Source organism: Pseudomonas sp. ok266 (genome assembly GCF_900110195.1).
Classification (GTDB): domain Bacteria; phylum Pseudomonadota; class Gammaproteobacteria; order Pseudomonadales; family Pseudomonadaceae; genus Aquipseudomonas; species Aquipseudomonas neuropathica.
This window is the reverse complement of the sequence record NZ_FOCU01000001.1, coordinates 456,618-474,594: the sequence shown is the minus strand read 5'-3', so window position 1 is coordinate 474,594 and position 17,977 is coordinate 456,618. Positions and strand designations below refer to the sequence as shown.

Below are 17,977 nucleotides of genomic sequence, written 5' to 3'. Positions count from 1 at the left end.
TGCACCTGCTTGGCCGTTAGCGGCTGAGTAAGGTGAGTGGAGCAAATTCGGGTGTGGCTTTTAAATGCTCCAGCGAGCACTCAACAAACGTTCGTTCAACAGGCCCGGTTCCAGCGGTTTCGGCCGGCGGGCCATGGCGCCGACAAACTGATCCAGCGCTTCATGCAGTCGCTGCTCCAGCGCCGGTGCCAGTTGTGCTGCGGCACTGCCTTCGCCGTAAGCGATCTGGCTGTCCTCGGCGAAAATCCCCTGGAGCATTTCCTGGGCTTTCAGCGCGGACAACACAGGCTTGAGCGCGTAATCGACCACCAGCATGTGGGCGATGCTGCCGCCGGTGGCCATTGGCAAAACAATCTTGTGGTTCAGGGCGCGCTCCGGGAGCAGATCCAGCAACGTCTTCAACGCGCCGGAAAACGAAGCCTTGTACACCGGCGTGGCGATCAACAGGCCGTCGGCGTTTTCGATCTGTTGCAGCAGGTCGAGCACCTTCGGGCTGTCGAAGCGGGCGTGAAGCAAATCTTCAGCCGGGAAGTCCCGCACCTGATAACTCACCACTTCCACCCCTTGCGCCTGCAACCAGCGTTGCGAGCGTTCCAGCAGCACCCCGGAACGGGAGCGCAGGCTGGGACTGCCACCGAGTGAGACGACCAGCATCGAGACAATTCCTTAAGCGTTTCAGGCGATTCGCGGGTTGCGATCTCGCTTCGATGGGAATGACCTTACCAGCTGATTTATATATCCATAAATCATATTTATTCATTTGGTTATGCGTTTTGGAGATATACGATTCGCTTTGTTTCGGGCGAAAAAAAAGGCCGTCGAAACGGCCTGAAATCCCCTGCTTAGTAGCAACCACTGATCATTCCCACGCTCTGCGTGGGAATGAATCCATGGACGCTCCGCGTCCACTGTGACGCGGAGCGTCACGGGCGGCATTCCCACGCGGAGCGTGGGAACGATCTGACGGTGAGATCACTTATTCGGCTGTGGCGTCAGGCGCAGGTACGGCTTCACCGCGCGATAGCCCTTCGGAAAGCGCTGCTTGATCTCGTCCTCATCCTTGAGCGACGGCACGATCACGACCTCTTCACCGTCCTGCCAGTTGGCCGGCGTGGCCACCTTGTAGTTATCGGTGAGCTGCAGCGAATCGATCACCCGCAGAATCTCGTGGAAGTTGCGCCCGGTGCTCGCCGGATACGTGATGGTCAGACGAATCTTTTTGTTCGGATCGATCACGAACAGCGAACGCACGGTCAGCGTGTCGTTGGCGTTCGGGTGGATCAGATCGTAGAGGTCGGAAACTTTGCGATCGGCATCGGCCAGGATAGGAAAGTTGACGATGGTGTTCTGGGTTTCGTTGATGTCTTCGATCCACTTGTGGTGCGAGTCCACCGGGTCGACCGACAGCGCAATGGCTTTGACGCCGCGCTTGCTGAACTCATCCTTGAGCTTGGCGGTGAAGCCCAGCTCGGTGGTGCACACCGGGGTGAAGTCCGCCGGGTGGGAGAACAGCACGCCCCAGCTATCGCCCAGCCATTCGTGAAAACGAATCTTGCCGGCGCTGGAATCCTGTTCGAAATCGGGGGCGATGTCGCCGAGTCTGAGGCTCATGGTGCTGCTCCTGATGAGTTGTTCGAGACCTCAACTGTAGCCCGGGATTTGCCATCGTGAAAAAGAATAAATAACTAGATATCTAGATCATTAATGAATATTAAACATCTGTTCACTGGACGCTGGCAGGCATCCCGACGACCATCGGCCGCAAGGTTCGAGAAGGCCTTGAGTTGCTGTAAAGAGGGATGTTTCGGGGAGGGCTTACGGGGGTGAGCCTGACTCGAAAACGCAAAAGCCCCGTCCGGCGCGATGCCGGACGGGGGCTTTTTTACATCAGCGAATCGAGGCGCGCTATTACAGCAGCGGGATCGAGTAGCTGACGATCAGGCGGTTTTCATCCTGGTCGCGCTGACCTGGGATGTCGTTGCGCCACATGGCGTTTTTCCACATCACGCCAACGTTTTTCAGCGGGCCTTCAGGTACTACGTAACCAACGGTGATGTCGCGTTCCCACTCGGAACGGCCGGTGGCATTGACGCTGGTTTGAGGAACAGTGCTGCCGACTTTACCAGTGGTGTCGATGTTATCGCCACGCAGGTAAACCACACCGGCGGTCAGGCCAGGTACGCCAACTTTGGCGAAGTCGTACGAGTAGCGAGCTTGCCAGGTACGCTCGCCAGCGCGGGCGAATTTGGCAATCTGCATGTCGGTAGTGATGTAAGCCGACGAGCCGTCACCCTGGTTCAGCCAAGGGAAGTCGCTGTTGCCGTTGCTGACCTGATAACCGCCACCGAAGGTGTGACCTTCAACGGTGTACAGGAACAAGCCGCTGTACAGGTTGTTGTCGACTTTACCTTTGGTGATGCCAGTGCCGTAGTCACCGGTGGTGTAGTAGGCAGGGTCGTTACCGTTGGCGCCATCGTCACGGCTGTTGAAGTAACGGAAGTCAGACTTCAACACACCCGGGCCGATTGCCCAGTTGTGCACCAGACCGAGGAAGTGCTGCTTGTAGTAATCCTGCAAGTTGCCGTAGTAGTACTGGGCAGTCAGGTCTTTGGTGATTTTGTAGTCACCACCACCGTAGATGAACTTGTTGCTGTCACGACCGGCAGCGGTGTGAGCGTTGGAGCCAGCAATCGACAACTCTTCGTTGTTGCTGGAGTTACGGCCCTTGGCGTGCTCGATTTGACCAGCAACCAGCGTCAGATCCTTGATCTCGTTGGAAGTGATCTGGCCACCCTGGAAGGTTTGCGGCAGCAGACGACCGTCATTGGTCACGATCACTGGCAGTTTTGGCTGCAGGGTGCCCAATTTCAATTCGGTCTGGGAGATCTTGGCTTTAGCAGTCAGACCCAGGCTGGAGTAATTATCAACGGCTTTACCGTTGGACTCGCTCGGGAACACAGTGCCGCCATAGGACGTCGCGGTAGCACCGTTGGTGCCGCCACCGGAGTCCAGGCGCACGCCCAGCAGGCCGATGGCGTCGATACCGAAGCCTACGGTGCCTTGGGTGTAACCGGAGATGAAGCGCAGATCGAAGCCTTGGCCCCATTCTTCTTGCTTGTTCTGAGCCTTGGCAGCTTTGGTATCGCCATCACGGTTATCAGTGTTGATGTAGAAGTTACGCAGCCCCAAAGTAGCTTTGCTGTCTTCGATGAAACCGGCGGCGCCTGCCTGCTGCGCCATAACCCCTACGGCCACAGCCAGGGCCAAGGTGGACTTGTTCATGTATCGCTCCTCTCGTTTCTAATTTTTTTGCTTTTTTTACTGTCGGTTCCGGATCTATTGCCCGAAATCCTCAACGCTTGATCGCGACGGACCATCTACCCCCGGTCAAAGCCGCGAAAGGATACCCCGGCATAGTCCTTAAAAGAATTGTTTCACTCTTTTTCAGAGCGTCGAGGCATATATATAGGCAGCGCAGACTGGAGGTATCGGCTTCAACACCGATTCCTGAACCCTGCAGATTGTCGAGGGACAAAAATGCCAAAACACCGCAGCGTATTTTGAACGCCGCACGGGTCTACTTTAGGCCTTCGCCGAAGAACATAAAAAGAATAAAAATCGCCATTAGACTTATATTTTGGAATATAGAAAAATGCGCAAAAAAAACCTTGCCGAGGGGCAAGGTTTTTTTTCAGGACTTGTTACAAGAAGCTGTAGGTGTAGTTGAAGATCAGGCGGGTCTGGTCCTGATCGGCAATATTGATTTCGCTGCCGCGGTAAACACCATTGCGCAGTGTCACACCAAAACCTTTGAGAGCACCCTGTTGAATGGTGTAGTCGATACGCATGTCCCGTTCCCACTCGGACATATCGCTGCCGGTGCCATTCGTTGCCTTGATGTTGTCACCATGCAGATAAGCGATCGAGGCTTTGAGGCCAGGTACACCCAGGCCTGCGAAGTCATAGGAGTACTGACCGAAGGTGGTATTTTCACCGGCACGAACGAAACCGTTGATCATGGAGTCGGTGAACAGATAGAAACTGGCGCCACCGGCACCTTCAGGGCGACCGTTGCCATCGACCACGTTGCCTTGGTTCAGGTAGACGAAGCCACCGTCATCGTTGACACGTTGATGGCCAAGCAAGAAGGCGTTGCCACCCAAGGTGTAAGTGAACATGGCGCTCCAGGTCTTGTTATCGACCTCGCCCGGGTTCTTGGCATAACCACCGTTGTTATTGAAGCGGTAGCCTGCGTCCCCGTTCTTGCCATCGGAGCTGCTGTCGAAATAGCGGATGTCCGTCTTGAACGACTGGTTGGTGCCGATCGGAAGCACGTGTATCAGACCAAAGAAGTTCTGCTTGTAATAATCCTGCAGGTTCGAATGGTAGTACTGCAGGGTCAGGTCTTTGGTGACCTTCCAGTCAGCACCGGCATAGCGGAACTGGTTGCTGTCCTGCGTACCACCGGCCACAGCGAGGCCGGTGCTGTTTGTCGAGGCGCGACCCACAGCGTGCTCGAGCTGACCAGCATTGAAAGTAACGTTGTCGATTTCCTTGGAGGTGATCGTGCCACCCTCGAAGGTTTGAGGCAGCAGACGGCTATCGTTCGCAACCAGAATCGGCAAGCTAGGTTGCAGAGCGCCACCCAGGTGAGCTTCGGTCTTGGACAGACGTGCCTTCACGTTGCCCGCTACGCGGCTCCAGGACTGCGTTGCTGAACCGTCGGAGTCACTTGGGCTGAACGAGTTATTGTCTGGGTGGTGCCCACGGCCACCATCCAGGTGAATGCCGCTGAGCGCCTGCACATCAAGACCAAAACCGACCGTGCCTTGAGTGAAACCGGACAGGTAATCAAACTTGAAGCCCTGCGCGGCTTCTCGCTGATCTGCGCCGCCATCACGGTTGTCGTTGTTGAAATACATGGTGCGGGAACTGATAGAAGCCTTGCTGTCTTCGATGAAACCCGCGGCACCTGCCTGCTGCGCCAATACCCCAAAGGCCACAGCCACGGCCAAGGTGGACTTATTCATTGTTAAGCTCCTCTCGTTTCTAATTCTTGTTGACCTGGCCCGGATCGATGCCCGGGTTCCAAAGGTTAGCGATTAGCGCCAGAGCGTGACCCACAAGTCAATCGTAACTTTGTGTGTCTACGACCATAGTCTAATCAGCGGTTTTTTGGTCCATGCAGATTCATGAGTTCGTCATGAATCTGAAAAGAATGGATGCCTTCTTTTCTAATACCCTTTAGGAATTTAACGCCCGTGTTTGCACGCCCTGGTGCTCCCCACAACAACGCGCCGATTAATTCCTGAAGAGTATTAAGCTGCCCTGTTTAGCGAGTTTGCCCTGAAGCAATCCTGTAACAGTTTCATCACCCCAGCAGCTAACCCAGCGCACTATCCGGATCAATTGTTACAGTTTATGTGTCGGCAGAATTTTTTCACGCACGGCGCAGCCGTCGTCCTTGCCGGAATGCACCAAGTCATTTCAGCCGGGGATTTCAGCGGAGGGGAATCAGTAGGAGAGGTTCAGATTGGAATGCACAACAGGTGCAGCAATGTGAGGACCTCGCAGTCGGCCCCCACTCGCCACACCCTGATGAATCAAAGGGTCTTTTCGAAGATCTTCGAATTACGCTGAAAGTTGTACAGCGAAGCCCGCGCCGCTGGCAGGCGTTCAACGCTGCTCGGTTCGAACCCACGCTCACGGAACCAGTGCGCGGTGCGCGTGGTGAGGACGAACAAGGTCTTCAAACCCTGCGCCCGCGCCCGGGTTTCGATGCGCTCCAGCAGTTCATCGCCGCGACCGCCATGACGGTACTCCGGATTCACCGCCAGGCACGCCAGCTCACCGGCATCGGAATCGGCAATCTGATACAGCGCCGCGCAGGCGATGATCATGCCTTCACGCTCGACCACGCTGAACTGCTCGATCTCACGCTCCAGCACTTCGCGCGAACGACGCACCAGAATCCCCTGCTCTTCCAGCGGGCTGATCAAATCGAGCAAACCGCCGACGTCTTCAATCGCCGCCTCACGCACCAGTTCGAATTGCTCTTGCGCGACCAGCGTACCGCCACCGTCACGGGTGAACAGCTCGGTCAGCAGCGCGCCGTCCTCGGCGTAACTGACGATATGGCTGCGCGCCACACCGCCACGGCAAGCCTCGGCAGCGGCATCAAGCAGTTCCGCCTGATAATTGCTGCTGCCCAGACGCTGTAAATGCGCCGGCACTTGCTGTGGACGCAACTCACGCACCAGTTTGCCGTTCTCGTCGATCAGACCGAGATCAGCCCCGAACAGCAACAGCTTGTCCGCGCCCAGGTCGATAGCGGCGCGGGTGGCGACGTCTTCGCAGGCGAGGTTGAAGATTTCACCGGTCGGCGAGTAGCCCAACGGCGACAGCAACACGATCGAACGCTCGTCGAGCAGGCGATTGATGCCCTTGCGGTCGACCCGGCGCACTTCGCCGGTGTGGTGATAGTCGACGCCTTCCAGCACACCGATCGGCCGCGCGGTAACGAGGTTGCCGCTGGCCACGCGCAGACGCGAGCCCTGCATCGGCGACGAAGCCATGTCCATCGACAAACGTGCTTCGATGGCGATGCGCAATTGGCCGACTGCATCGATCACACATTCGAGGGTTGCGGCATCGGTGATGCGCATGCCGTGGTGGTAATGCGGGGTCAGGCCACGGGCGGCAAGGCGGGTTTCAATCTGCGGGCGCGAACCGTGCACCAGCACCAGGCGCACGCCGAGGCTGTGCAGCAGGACGATGTCGTGGACGATGTTGCCGAAATTAGGATGCTCCACGCCGTCGCCAGGCAGCATGACGACAAAGGTGCAGTCGCGGTGGGCATTGATGTAAGGAGACGCGTGACGAAGCCAATTGACGTATTCGGGCATGAACCTGGGCCTGTAATAAATAGCAGCCGAAAAAGGGGCGAAACGGAAAACGCACAGCGGGCTGATGGTTATCGTCGGAACAGGCTTGGCGACACGCGCGCTCTCCTCATGAATACGGGTTGGGTTGCTGGCAATTTACAGCGTTTGATCGGGCAAAACATAGATCCCTTGTAGGAGTGAACCTGCTCGCGAAAGCGGTGTATCAGATACATCAATGTCGACTGACCCGACGCCTTCGCGAGCAAGCTCGCTCCCACATGGACAGTGTTCAATTCATAGAACTTTGTCCGGGGTCAGGCAGTAATGTTCAATCAGTTGCCGTAATAGATGCACGGTAGGCTGCAAACGTGACATTTCAAGGTACTCGCCGGGCTGATGCGCACAGGCAATGTCGCCAGGGCCGAGCACGATGGTTTCGCAACCAAGGCGCTGAAGATAAGGCGCTTCGGTGCCAAACGCTACTGCTTCGGCGCTGTGGCCGGTGAGCTTTTCAGCAATACGCACCAGTTCAGCGTCTTCGGCCTGCTCGAACGACGGCACTTCCGGAAACAAAGGTTTGTAGTCGATCTTCACCTGGTGGCGTTCGGCGACCGGGTTGAGTTTGCGCAGAATCTCCGCACGCAAGACTTTCGGGTCCATGCCCGGCAATGGCCGCAGATCGAATTCCAGCGAACACTGGCCGCAGATACGGTTGGGATTATCGCCGCCATGGATGCAGCCGAAGTTCATCGTCGGTTGCGGCACGCTGAACTGCGGATTGTTGAATTCGCGCTGCCACAGCAGGCGTAGGCCGCGCAGTTCGCCGATCGCATCGTGCATCGCTTCGAGGGCGCTGTGGCCCAGGCGCGGATCCGACGAATGGCCACTCTGCCCGAGAATGTCGATGCGCTCCATCATGATGCCTTTGTGCATGCGGATCGGTTTGAGCCCGGTCGGCTCGCCGATCACCGCCGCACGACCCAGCGGACGCCCGGCCTCGGCCAGTGCGCGGGCGCCGGACATCGAGCTTTCTTCATCGCAGGTGGCGAGGATCAGCAGCGGCTGCTTGAACGGCTGATCGAGCAGCGGCTGCACGGCTTCGATTATCAGCGCGAAGAACCCTTTCATGTCGCAACTGCCCAAGCCAACCCAGCGGCCATCGACTTCGGTGAGTTTCAGCGGGTCGGTCTGCCACAACGCATCGTCGTACGGCACCGTGTCGCTGTGCCCGGCCAGCACCAGCCCGCCGGGGCCGCTGCCGAAACTGGCGAGCAGGTTGAATTTGCCGGGGCTGACCTGCTGGATATCGCAATTGAAACCCAGGTCGCCCAGCCAGCCGGCGAGCAAATCGATCACCGCGCGGTTGGATTGGTCGAGGTTCGGTTGGGTACAGCTGACCGATGGCGCGGCGATCAGCGCAGCGAACTGGTCTTGCATGGACGGCAAAGGCATCGCTGACTCCAACTCCCGATTTGAAGTCCATCATAGAACCATCCGGCGTCAGGAATAAACCGCCGCAGGGCGTAGGACGAATCAGTCCTGTACACTGCACGGCCTTGGCAGCCACATATTCCCCGGCTGCGCTCCCGATCCTGGATTTTCCGGCCATGCAGAAAGAAACCGAAATCAAACTCCGCGTCAGCCGCGAAACCCTCGCTGCGCTGCGCGAGCACCCGTTACTGAAAAAACGCAACAAAAGTGGCTGGGAACGCCGTGAGTTGATGAACCAGTACTTCGACACCCCTGAGCGCGATCTGGCCCAGGCCAAAGTCGCCCTGCGCCTGCGCAAGGACGGTGACGAAGTCATTCAAACCCTCAAGACCCGTGGCCAAAGCGTTGCTGGTCTGTCCGAACGCAATGAATACGACTGGAAGTTGCCGAAAGCCAAGCTCGACGTGAAAAAGCTCGACGGCGAATGCTGGCCCGAGTCGCTGGCCGAGCTGGACAAGAAAACCCTGAAGCCGATCTTCACCACCGACTTCGTCCGCGAGCGCGCCGAAATCGCCTGGGGCCGTGGCAAGAGCAAAGTGGTCATCGAAGCCGCGCTGGATCTCGGTCACGTTGTGGTAGGCAAGCAGAAAGAAGAAATCTGCGAGCTGGAACTGGAACTGCGCGAGGGCGAGCCTGCCGCGCTGCTGGAACTGGCCGCCGAACTGGCTGAAACCCTGGCGTTGATGCCGTGTGACATCAGCAAGGCTGAGCGCGGCTATCGTCTGTACGACGCCAACAGCTATTCGCTGAGCCTGCCGGCGCCGGAGCTGACCCCGGAAACCCAACTCGACGACGCCTTCGCCGCGCTGAGCTGGCATTTGCTCGGCAGCAGCCAGCGTCTGGCCGAACAGTACCGTTTCAACGGCCACTGGCGCCTGTTGCTCGACTGGGTCGAGAACCTCGCGGAAATGCGCGCCCTGCTCAGCAGCCTCGGCCAGGCCGCGCCGCGTCAGTCGACTCACGATTTGCGCGTCGCGCTTGATGCATTGCTGGAAGACTGGCGTCCGCTGGTACAGGCCGGTATCGAAGATGAAGACGTACGCAAGGCTGCGCCGGAGCAGTTCCTCGAAGAACTGGAAGATCCGCGCTGGGGTCTGTTCTCGCTGAGCACGTCACGCTGGTTGCTGGCCCGTACCTGGACCGCCGACCGCAACGTTCGCGGCAATCGTCAGGGCGGTGCGCAGTTGCATAGCTGGTTGCCGCGCCTGTTGGGCGAAGAAGCTACGGCCCTGCAATTGCAGCGCTATCAGCAGCAGCCGGAAGATCTGGCTGAACAACTGCCGCGTATCGAGCGCATTCAGGTCTGGCTGCACCACGCGCGCAACGTGCTGGAAATCCCGGAAATGGATCGTCTGTACGGCGAGCTGAACAAGTTGGCGCAACTGGCCAACGAGCCGACGATCACTGACGAACTGCTCGACGCGCGTAAGCAACAGGCGATTGCGGTTTACCAGAATCGCGCATGGAAAATGCTTCTGCGCATGTAATACCGCTTTCGCGAGCAGGCTCGCTCCCACATTGGAATGCAATCCCCTGTGGGAGCGAGCCTGCTCGCGAAGAGGCCAGCCGCCTTACTTCAAACCGGCAAGCTTGTGGTGGACTTGATCTCCGACAACGCCACAATCGAATTCACTTCCTGAATCCCCGGCACCAGCGACAACTTCTCGAAAAAGAATCGCTCATACGCCTCGATGTCCGCCGCAACAATCCGCAGCAAAAAATCCACCGCACCCATCAGCACATAACACTCCAGCACTTCCGGAAAGCCGCGAATCGCTTCGGTGAACTCGGTGAAGTTCGAACGCCCGTGGGCGTTGAGTTTGATCTCGGCAAAGATCTGCGTATTCAGGCCAATCTTCTTGCGATCAAGCAAGGTCACCTGGCCGCGAATGATGCCCTCCTCTTTCATCCGCTGAATCCGCCGCCAGCACGGTGATTGCGACAGCCCGACCTGCTCGGCGATCTGCGCGCTCGACAGCGAGGCGTCCTCTTGCAGGAGGGCGAGAATCTTGCGGTCGTAGCTGTCCAGCTCACTGTGCATAGAAAAACCTCTAATCGAAAATTTTGCGAATTGATCCTTTCGATCAATCGTCAATAACGACGATCATAGCCAAGAAATACCCGGCGTCGAATGTAAAAATTCCTCCAGAGATTTTGGAGACTCGCCATGCCGCACCTCGAAGCCGTAACCACCTCGCCTACCCGCGCCGACGTCTGGAACGTCAGCAACGCCCATTGCCTGGCGCAGTATCAGATCCTCGCCGAGGCCGAGCCGGATCTGCTGGTGCGGGTGCTCAACCTGTTCGCACTGCAGTTCCTCACGCCCGAGCAGGTCAATGTGCAGCGCATGGATGATCTGCTGTCGATCGACCTGGTCATGGGCGGTCTCAGTTGGCATCGCGCGCAAGTGATCGCGGAAAAACTTCGTAACCTGATCAGCGTCTGCTCGGTCAATCTGCAAAACGCCGACAGTGCTTGGGATGCCCCCGCGCAAGCCGCTGGCTGACAAATCCGGCAACGGCTTCATCGGGTAGTGGCCCAACGGTCTGCGGGGCCGCGACTATCCTTTTGCGCACTGTCGCTCAAAAGGAAGCCCGCATGTCCGTTCAACTTGCCACTCAGGACCGCTGGCTGGAACTCAACGAGGTGCTGCGTGAACTGGTCGCCCAAGGCTTTATCGGCCAGGACGCGGCCGAGCAGGCGCTGAATGCCCGTCGTCGCCACGCCGTCCATGGCCAGATGCATCCACTGGAATTCATCGCCAGCCAGCAACTGGACGACCTCAGCCGTCCGGGCAAACACCTCGACCTGGAAAGCCTGACCCTGTGGCTGGCGCAACAGGCCGGCCAACCGTACTTGCGTATTGACCCGTTGAAGATCAACGTCGCCGCGATCACGCCGTTGATGTCCTATGCCTTTGCGCAACGGCACAAGATTCTCGCCGTGGCGGTCGACCGCGATTCGGTGACCGTGGCCAGCGCCCAGCCTTATGTCACCGGCTGGGAGGCCGATCTCACCCACGTATTGAAACTGCCGATCAAACGGGTGGTGGCCAACCCGGCGGATATCCAGCGCTTCAGCGTCGAGTTCTTCCGCTTGGCCAAATCGGTCAGCGGCGCCAGCAATGCCGATCAGCAGAGCGGTAACCTTGGCAACTTCGAACAACTGCTCAACCTCGGCGCCAGCGATCAGGAGCCGGATGCCAACGATGCGCACATCGTCAACATCGTCGACTGGCTGTTCCAGTACGCCTTCCAGCAGCGCGCCAGCGATATCCACATCGAGCCTCGGCGTGAACAAGGCACGGTGCGCTTTCGCATCGACGGCGTGCTGCACAACGTCTATCAATTCCCGCCGCAGGTGACCATGGCAATTGTCAGTCGCCTGAAAAGCCTCGGGCGGATGAACGTCGCCGAGAAGCGCAAACCCCAAGACGGCCGGGTCAAGACCAAGACCCCGGACGGCGGTGAAGTGGAGCTGCGCCTTTCGACGCTGCCCACCGCGTTCGGCGAAAAAATGGTCATGCGGATTTTCGACCCGGAAGTGCTGCTCAAGGATTTCGACCAGCTGGGTTTCAGTGCCGACGATTTGCGCCGCTGGCAAGACATGACCCGCCAGCCCAACGGCATCATTCTGGTCACCGGGCCGACCGGCTCGGGCAAGACCACCACGCTGTACACCACGCTGAAAAAACTGGCGACGCCGGAAGTGAACCTCTGCACCATCGAAGACCCGATCGAGATGGTCGAGCCGGCGTTCAACCAGATGCAGGTGCAGCACAACATCGACCTGAGTTTCGCCGCCGGGGTGCGCGCGCTGATGCGGCAAGACCCGGACATCATCATGATCGGCGAGATCCGTGACCTGGAAACCGCTGAAATGGCGATTCAGGCGGCGCTCACCGGGCACCTGGTCTTGTCGACGCTGCACACCAATGACGCCCCCAGCGCAATCAGCCGTCTGCTCGAACTCGGCGTGCCGCACTACCTGATCAAAGCCACCGTGCTCGGCGTGATGGCCCAGCGTCTGGTGCGCACCTTGTGCCCGCACTGCAAAGCGCCGCTAACGCTGGAAGAAGAGGATTGGCAAACCCTGACCCGCCCGTGGCAAGCGCCGCTACCGGGCAACGCACAACGCGCCATCGGTTGCGTGGAATGCCGCGATACCGGCTATCGAGGCCGCGCCGGGGTCTACGAAATCATGCAACTGAGCGACAGCCTCAAGGCGTTCATCACCCCGGACGCCGACCTCACGGCGATTCGTCGGCAGGCGTTCAAGGAAGGCATGCGCAGTTTGCGGCTGTCCGGGGCACAGAAAGTCGCGGCGGGGCTGACGACGGTGGAAGAAGTGCTGCGGGTGACGCCGCAGAGCGAGCAGAAATAAGCCGCCACGGAACCGGATCGGGGAATGGCGATCCAAGGCCCTAGTTAACCCCCTGGAGTCATCTCATCATGCGTCTCAAACTTGCTGTCGCCACTCTGGCCTTGCTGTCCCTTCCCGTTGGTTCGGCCATGGCGGACAGCTTTTGGCGTAACGTCATCTCGTCCGGTGCCACTACCGGTTCGACCTACCTGACCTTCAAGGATCACAAGCTGATCATCGCCGCACAGGACGATGCCGGTAGCTTCGTTGCCAGTGATGGCGGCATTCGCGGACCGTATCTGGAAGCGGCGATGCAGAAAGTCCGCGCCGACAATCCAGGCCTGCAGGCGACCGATATGGAATTGGCGAATGCGATCCTGGCGAAGAATGCCGTGGCTTCCGAGTAAGCCATCCGCCAACAAAAATGCCGCTCAATCGAGCGGCATTTTTTTGCCTGTCTTCTGAGCCCAGCACTAAACCCTGTGGGAGCGAGCTTGCTCGCGAAGGCAATTTCACATCCGAAATATGCGGCGACTGACACGCCGTCTTCGCGAGCAAGCTCGCTCCCACAAGGACCGCATACAGTCTGAATGTCAGCGGTAATCATCCACCGGGACGCAGGCACAGAACAGGTTTCGGTCGCCGTAAACGTTATCCACTCGATTCACCGCCGGCCAATACTTGTGCGCCTTGGTGTGCGCATCCGGGGTAATGCCCTGCTCGATGCTGTAGGGCCGCTCCCAAACTCCGGTGACATCCGCCAGGGTATGCGGCGCTCGTTTCAACGGGTTGTCCTCGGCCGGCCAGTTGCCGTTTTGCACTTCGGTGATTTCTGCACGAATGCTCAGCATCGCACCGATAAAACGATCCAGTTCAGCTTTGGATTCACTCTCGGTCGGCTCGACCATCAACGTGCCCGGCACCGGGAAGGACATGGTCGGCGCATGGAAGCCGTAATCCATCAGGCGCTTGGCGACGTCTTCTTCGCTGATCCCGGTCAGTGCCTTCAAGGGCCGCAGGTCGAGAATGCATTCGTGAGCGACCCGCCCGTTGCGCCCGGTGTACAACACCGGGAATGCGCCGGATAAATGCTGCGCCAGATAGTTCGCCGCCAGAATCGCCACCTCGCTGGCATCCGCCAGTTGCGGGCCCATCATGGCGATGTACATCCAGCTGATCGGCAGAATGCTCGCGCTGCCCCAAGGCGCCGCGCTGACCGCGCCGTTCTGCGCCAGTGGCCCGTCGATCGGCACCACTGGATGATTGGCGACGAACGGCGCCAGATGCGCACGAATACCGATCGGCCCCATGCCCGGCCCACCGCCGCCATGGGGAATGCAAAAAGTCTTGTGCAAATTCATGTGCGACACGTCGGCGCCAATGTCTGCCGGCCGCGTCAGCCCGACCTGCGCGTTGAGGTTCGCGCCGTCCATGTAGACCTGACCGCCGTACTTGTGGATAACCTCGCAGATCTCGCTGATGCCCTCCTCGTACACACCGTGGGTCGACGGATAGGTCGCCATCAGGCACGACAACTTATCCCCAGCCTCGGCGGCTTTCGCTTGCAGATCCTCCAGATCGACGTTGCCCGCCTCGTCGCACTCGACGATCACCACGCGCATCCCGGCCATTTGCGCCGAAGCCGGGTTGGTGCCATGGGCCGAGGACGGAATCAGGCAGATTTCCCGCGCCCCCTGCTGACGGCTCTCGTGGTATTTGCGGATCGCCAGCAGCCCGGCGTACTCGCCCTGAGCGCCAGAGTTGGGCTGCATGCAGATCGCATCGAACCCGGTGATTGCGCACAACCAGCGCTCCAGTTCCTCGATCATCAGCGTATAACCGACCGCCTGCTCACGCGGCACGAACGGATGCAGGTTGGCGAATTGCGGCCAGGTAATCGGGATCATTTCGCTGGTGGCGTTGAGTTTCATGGTGCAGGAGCCCAGCGGGATCATCGACTGATTGAGCGCCAGATCCTTGTTTTCCAGTTGTTTGAGATAGCGCAGCATCTCGGTTTCGCTGTGATGGGCGTTGAACACCGGGTGGCGCAAGTACGGTGTGTTGCGCTGGAGGTTGTCGGGGATGCCCGAACTCAGGGCTTCAGCATCAAGTTCATCGACGTTCAACCCATGATCGGCGCCAAGCAGGACATCGAACAGCTTGGCCACGGTACTCTCATCGCAGGTCTCATCGAGACTCAGCCCGACCCGACCGCGCCCGAGAATCCGCAGATTGATCTGTGCGGCTTGAGCGCTTTCGATGATCGCCGTTTGCGCACCGCCGACGTCCAGCGTCAGTGTGTCGAAGAACTGCGCATTGACCCGACTGATTCCTTTGCGCTCAAGCCCTGCGGCCAGAATGCAGGTCAGCCGATGCACGCGCTGGGCGATGTGTTTCAGGCCTTCCGGCCCGTGATACACCGCGTAGAAACTGGCGATGTTGGCCAGCAACACCTGAGCCGTGCAGATGTTCGAGTTGGCCTTCTCGCGGCGGATATGTTGTTCGCGGGTTTGCAGCGCCATGCGCAACGCAACGTTGCCCCGGGCATCTTTCGACACGCCGATGATCCGCCCCGGAATCGCCCGTTTGTATTCCTCGCGACTGGCAAAGAACGCCGCGTGCGGGCCGCCATAACCCATCGGCACACCGAAACGTTGGGATGAGCCGAACACCACATCGGCGCCCAACTCACCCGGCGGCGTCAGCAACAGCAGACTCAGCAGGTCCGTGGCGACGCAGGCCAGCGCTTGCTGCGCATGCAAATGGTCGATCAGCGGGCGCAGGTCACGCACCTCGCCATGGGTGTCGGGATATTGCAGCAGCGCACCGAACACTTGGTGCTGTTTGAGATTATCCACAGCATCGACGATCAATTCGAAGCCGAAACCTTCGGCGCGGGTCTGCACCACCGAAATGGTTTGTGGATGACAGTTCTCATCAATGAAGAACAGATTGCTCTTCGATTTGGCTACGCGTTTGGCCAACGCCATGGCTTCCGCCGCCGCCGTGGCCTCATCGAGCAAAGACGCGTTGGCCAGTTCCAGACCGGTGAGGTCGATGGTCAGTTGCTGGAAATTCAGCAACGCTTCGAGCCGGCCCTGGGCGATCTCCGGTTGATACGGCGTGTACGCGGTGTACCAGCCGGGATTTTCCAGGACGTTGCGCAAGATGACCGTGGGCGTGAGGGTGCCGTGATAGCCCATGCCGATGAGGCTGGTCCAGACCTGATTCTGCTCGGCGTAACCGCGCAGTCTGGCCAGCGCCGCTTGTTCGTCGAGGGCCGGCGGCAGATCCAGTGCGCGGTTAAGGCGGATGGCCGGCGGTACAGTCTGTTCGATCAGTTCGACCCGACTGCCGAGGCCGAGGCTGTCGAGCATCGCCTGTTGTTCGGCAGCATCGGGGCCGAGGTGACGGCGCAAAAAAGCGTCGGGGTCGCGTAACTGGCTCAGGGACGGCAACTGGGACATGACGGGCTCTCTCTTGGCTGGCGCTCGGCGTCAATGCAACACGGTCAAACCAGCATAGCAGTCGATATCGTCGCGCACGGCTTGGCGGCCGAGGGCGTTCCGGGCCATGCTGTGGCGCCTGCGTCAGGCGTTCAACTCGCGGATGATCAAAGCCTCATGAGCACACTGCCGTTTCTGCCGTTTTCCAAACCTGTCATCGACGAAGCGACGATTGCCGCTGTGGGCGAAGTCTTGCGTTCCGGCTGGATCACCAGCGGGCCGAAGGTTCAGGCCTTCGAAGCACAGTTGTCGGAATATTTTGGCGGGCGCCCGGTGCGCACCTTCAATTCCGGTACCTGCACCATGGAAATCGCCTTGCGCATCGCCGGCATCGGGCCCGGAGACGAAGTGATTACCACGCCGATTTCCTGGGTGGCCACAGCCAACGTGATCCTTGAAGTCGGCGCCACACCCGTGTTTGCCGACATCGATCCGCAGACCCGCAATATCGACCTGGACCAACTGGAAGCGGCCATTACCCCACGCACCAAAGCAGTGATTCCGGTGTACCTCGCCGGTCTGCCCGTAGACATGGATCGCCTGTACGCCATCGCGCGCAAACACAATCTGCGCATCGTCGAAGACGCCGCCCAGGCGCTGGGCTCGAGCTGGAACGGCCAGCGCATCGGCGCCACCGGTGACTTCGTGTCGTTCAGTTTTCAGGCGAACAAGAACGTCAGCTGCGCCGAGGGGGGTTGTCTGGTGCTGAACACACCTGAGGAAGCGCGGCTAGCGGAGAAGTACCGCTTGCAGGGCGTAACCCGCAACGGTTTCGATGGCCTGGACGTCGATGTCCTGGGCGGCAAGTTCAACATGACCGATGTCGCTGCCACGATCGGTCTGGGCCAGTTTGCTCATATCGAAGCGCTGACGGCGCATCGGCGTGAACTGGCGCGGCATTATTTCCAGTGCTTTGGCGCTGACTTTGAAGCGACCTATGGCGCCCAACTGCCGCTGGCGGATTTCACCAACAGCAACTGGCACCTGTTCCAACTGGTACTGCCGGAGCGCAAGGACGGCTTGCCTGCGCGGGCGACGTTCATGGAGCAGATGCAGGCGCATGGTATCGGGATCGGCTATCACTATCCGCCGATCCACTTGCTGAGTCTGTACCGCGAGCGCGGTTTCAACGAGGGGATGTTGCCGGTGGCCGAGCGTGTCGGGCGGCTGATCGTGTCGCTGCCGATGTTTACCGCGATGAGCAAGGAGGATGTCGAGCGCTCGGTCGCTGCGGTGAATGCGGTGTTGCACAACGCCTGACAGACACCCATAAAAAAGCCCCGACAAGTCGGGGCTTTGCGGTGTAGCCGGGCAATTACTCGCCGATGGCAGCCTTGTAGGCAGCGGCATCCAGCAGCTTGTCCAGATCAGCTGCATTGTCTGGCTTGAGTTTGAAGATCCACGCACCGTACGGATCGGAGTTCAGCAGTTCCGGAGAAGCACTCAGCTCTTCGTTGACGGCGATGACTTCACCGGCGATCGGAGAGTAAATGTCGGAAGCGGCTTTCACCGACTCAACCACACCCGCCTGATCTTCAGCGGCGAATTTGTTACCCACTTCAGTCAACTCGACGAACACCACATCGCCCAGCGCTTCCTGCGCGTGATCGCTGATGCCCACGGTGACGGTGCCGTCGGCTTCCAGACGTGCCCATTCATGACTTTCGGCAAAACGCAGTTCAGCGGGAATATTGCTCATCTTCGGTGTCCTCAGGAATTGGGTCAGCGGTCATG

Annotated in this window: 14 protein-coding genes; 5 read left to right on the top strand and 9 right to left on the bottom strand. The window is 59.1% G+C overall.

What is annotated here, in order from left to right:
- Positions 1-60: 60 nt before the first annotated feature.
- From ssuE to argE, 6 genes are all read right to left on the bottom strand, one after another.
- Positions 61-654 carry an NADPH-dependent FMN reductase gene (ssuE, locus tag BMY54_RS02245; protein WP_007913832.1) on the bottom strand — a complete coding sequence of 198 codons (594 nt, stop codon included), beginning with the start codon at positions 652-654 and terminating at the stop codon, positions 61-63.
- Positions 655-972: 318 nt separating this feature from the next.
- Positions 973-1,611 (bottom strand): peroxiredoxin, encoded by a 639-nt coding sequence (locus BMY54_RS02235; RefSeq protein ID WP_016772650.1) that lies wholly within the window; start codon positions 1,609-1,611, stop codon positions 973-975.
- Positions 1,612-1,908: 297 nt separating this feature from the next.
- Entirely contained in the window at positions 1,909-3,282 is a 1,374-nt protein-coding gene (locus tag BMY54_RS02230) for an OprD family porin (protein ID WP_093429768.1), read from the bottom strand.
- Between the two features lie 419 nt (positions 3,283-3,701).
- On the bottom strand, positions 3,702-5,030 hold the full coding sequence (locus BMY54_RS02225; protein WP_093429767.1) for an OprD family porin: 1,329 nt from the start codon (positions 5,028-5,030) through the stop codon (positions 3,702-3,704).
- A gap of 573 nt (positions 5,031-5,603) precedes the next feature.
- The gene (argA, locus tag BMY54_RS02220; protein WP_064116338.1) at positions 5,604-6,905 is read right to left on the bottom strand and encodes an amino-acid N-acetyltransferase; all 1,302 of its coding nucleotides are present in this window, start codon (positions 6,903-6,905) and stop codon (positions 5,604-5,606) included.
- Positions 6,906-7,178: 273 nt separating this feature from the next.
- Entirely contained in the window at positions 7,179-8,336 is a 1,158-nt protein-coding gene (gene argE / locus BMY54_RS02215) for an acetylornithine deacetylase (protein ID WP_093429766.1), read from the bottom strand.
- A gap of 155 nt (positions 8,337-8,491) precedes the next feature.
- Between argE and BMY54_RS02210 the strand changes: the two genes are divergently transcribed.
- A complete protein-coding gene (locus BMY54_RS02210; protein ID WP_007913820.1) occupies positions 8,492-9,862 on the top strand; it encodes a CYTH domain-containing protein in 1,371 nt (456 codons plus the stop codon).
- A gap of 89 nt (positions 9,863-9,951) precedes the next feature.
- On the opposite strand, the gene BMY54_RS02205 is transcribed toward BMY54_RS02210, so the two are convergent.
- Positions 9,952-10,416, bottom strand: coding sequence for an Lrp/AsnC family transcriptional regulator (locus BMY54_RS02205; RefSeq protein ID WP_016983809.1), 465 nt, complete (start codon positions 10,414-10,416; stop codon positions 9,952-9,954).
- 126 nt (positions 10,417-10,542) lie between these two features.
- Here BMY54_RS02205 and BMY54_RS02200 point away from each other — a divergent pair, with 126 nt between their 5' ends.
- The 3 genes from BMY54_RS02200 (at position 10,543) to BMY54_RS02190 (ending at position 13,144) form a co-directional block, all read left to right on the top strand.
- Positions 10,543-10,881, top strand: a complete 339-nt coding sequence (locus BMY54_RS02200) for a hypothetical protein (RefSeq protein ID WP_093429765.1) — start codon at positions 10,543-10,545, stop codon at positions 10,879-10,881.
- A 92-nt stretch (positions 10,882-10,973) separates the two neighbouring features.
- Positions 10,974-12,758 carry a type IV pilus assembly ATPase TfpB gene (locus tag BMY54_RS02195; RefSeq protein WP_093429764.1) on the top strand — a complete coding sequence of 595 codons (1,785 nt, stop codon included), beginning with the start codon at positions 10,974-10,976 and terminating at the stop codon, positions 12,756-12,758.
- A gap of 65 nt (positions 12,759-12,823) precedes the next feature.
- Positions 12,824-13,144, top strand: coding sequence for a DUF2388 domain-containing protein (locus tag BMY54_RS02190; RefSeq protein ID WP_171057234.1), 321 nt, complete (start codon positions 12,824-12,826; stop codon positions 13,142-13,144).
- A gap of 186 nt (positions 13,145-13,330) precedes the next feature.
- Here BMY54_RS02190 and gcvP read toward each other — a convergent pair whose 3' ends face one another.
- The gene (gene gcvP, locus BMY54_RS02185; RefSeq protein ID WP_093429763.1) at positions 13,331-16,204 is read right to left on the bottom strand and encodes an aminomethyl-transferring glycine dehydrogenase; all 2,874 of its coding nucleotides are present in this window, start codon (positions 16,202-16,204) and stop codon (positions 13,331-13,333) included.
- A 156-nt stretch (positions 16,205-16,360) separates the two neighbouring features.
- Here gcvP and BMY54_RS02180 point away from each other — a divergent pair, with 156 nt between their 5' ends.
- Positions 16,361-17,503, top strand: coding sequence for a DegT/DnrJ/EryC1/StrS family aminotransferase (locus tag BMY54_RS02180; protein WP_093429973.1), 1,143 nt, complete (start codon positions 16,361-16,363; stop codon positions 17,501-17,503).
- A gap of 55 nt (positions 17,504-17,558) precedes the next feature.
- Here BMY54_RS02180 and gcvH read toward each other — a convergent pair whose 3' ends face one another.
- Positions 17,559-17,942 carry a glycine cleavage system protein GcvH gene (gcvH, locus tag BMY54_RS02175; protein WP_034151982.1) on the bottom strand — a complete coding sequence of 128 codons (384 nt, stop codon included), beginning with the start codon at positions 17,940-17,942 and terminating at the stop codon, positions 17,559-17,561.
- Between the last annotated feature and the right edge of the window lie 35 nt (positions 17,943-17,977).

Bases quoted from the DNA above. Each gene is read 5' to 3' on its own strand.
- ssuE (WP_007913832.1), bottom strand. From the start codon at position 654: ATGCTGGTCGTCTCACTCGGTGGCAGTCCCAGCCTGCGCTCCCGTTCC.
- BMY54_RS02235 (WP_016772650.1), bottom strand. From the start codon at position 1,611: ATGAGCCTCAGACTCGGCGACATCGCCCCCGATTTCGAACAGGATTCC.
- BMY54_RS02230 (WP_093429768.1), bottom strand. From the start codon at position 3,282: ATGAACAAGTCCACCTTGGCCCTGGCTGTGGCCGTAGGGGTTATGGCG.
- BMY54_RS02225 (WP_093429767.1), bottom strand. From the start codon at position 5,030: ATGAATAAGTCCACCTTGGCCGTGGCTGTGGCCTTTGGGGTATTGGCG.
- argA (WP_064116338.1), bottom strand. From the start codon at position 6,905: ATGCCCGAATACGTCAATTGGCTTCGTCACGCGTCTCCTTACATCAAT.
- argE (WP_093429766.1), bottom strand. From the start codon at position 8,336: ATGCCTTTGCCGTCCATGCAAGACCAGTTCGCTGCGCTGATCGCCGCG.
- BMY54_RS02210 (WP_007913820.1), top strand. From the start codon at position 8,492: ATGCAGAAAGAAACCGAAATCAAACTCCGCGTCAGCCGCGAAACCCTC.
- BMY54_RS02205 (WP_016983809.1), bottom strand. From the start codon at position 10,416: ATGCACAGTGAGCTGGACAGCTACGACCGCAAGATTCTCGCCCTCCTG.
- BMY54_RS02200 (WP_093429765.1), top strand. From the start codon at position 10,543: ATGCCGCACCTCGAAGCCGTAACCACCTCGCCTACCCGCGCCGACGTC.
- BMY54_RS02195 (WP_093429764.1), top strand. From the start codon at position 10,974: ATGTCCGTTCAACTTGCCACTCAGGACCGCTGGCTGGAACTCAACGAG.
- gcvP (WP_093429763.1), bottom strand. From the start codon at position 16,204: ATGTCCCAGTTGCCGTCCCTGAGCCAGTTACGCGACCCCGACGCTTTT.
- BMY54_RS02180 (WP_093429973.1), top strand. From the start codon at position 16,361: ATGAGCACACTGCCGTTTCTGCCGTTTTCCAAACCTGTCATCGACGAA.
- gcvH (WP_034151982.1), bottom strand. From the start codon at position 17,942: ATGAGCAATATTCCCGCTGAACTGCGTTTTGCCGAAAGTCATGAATGG.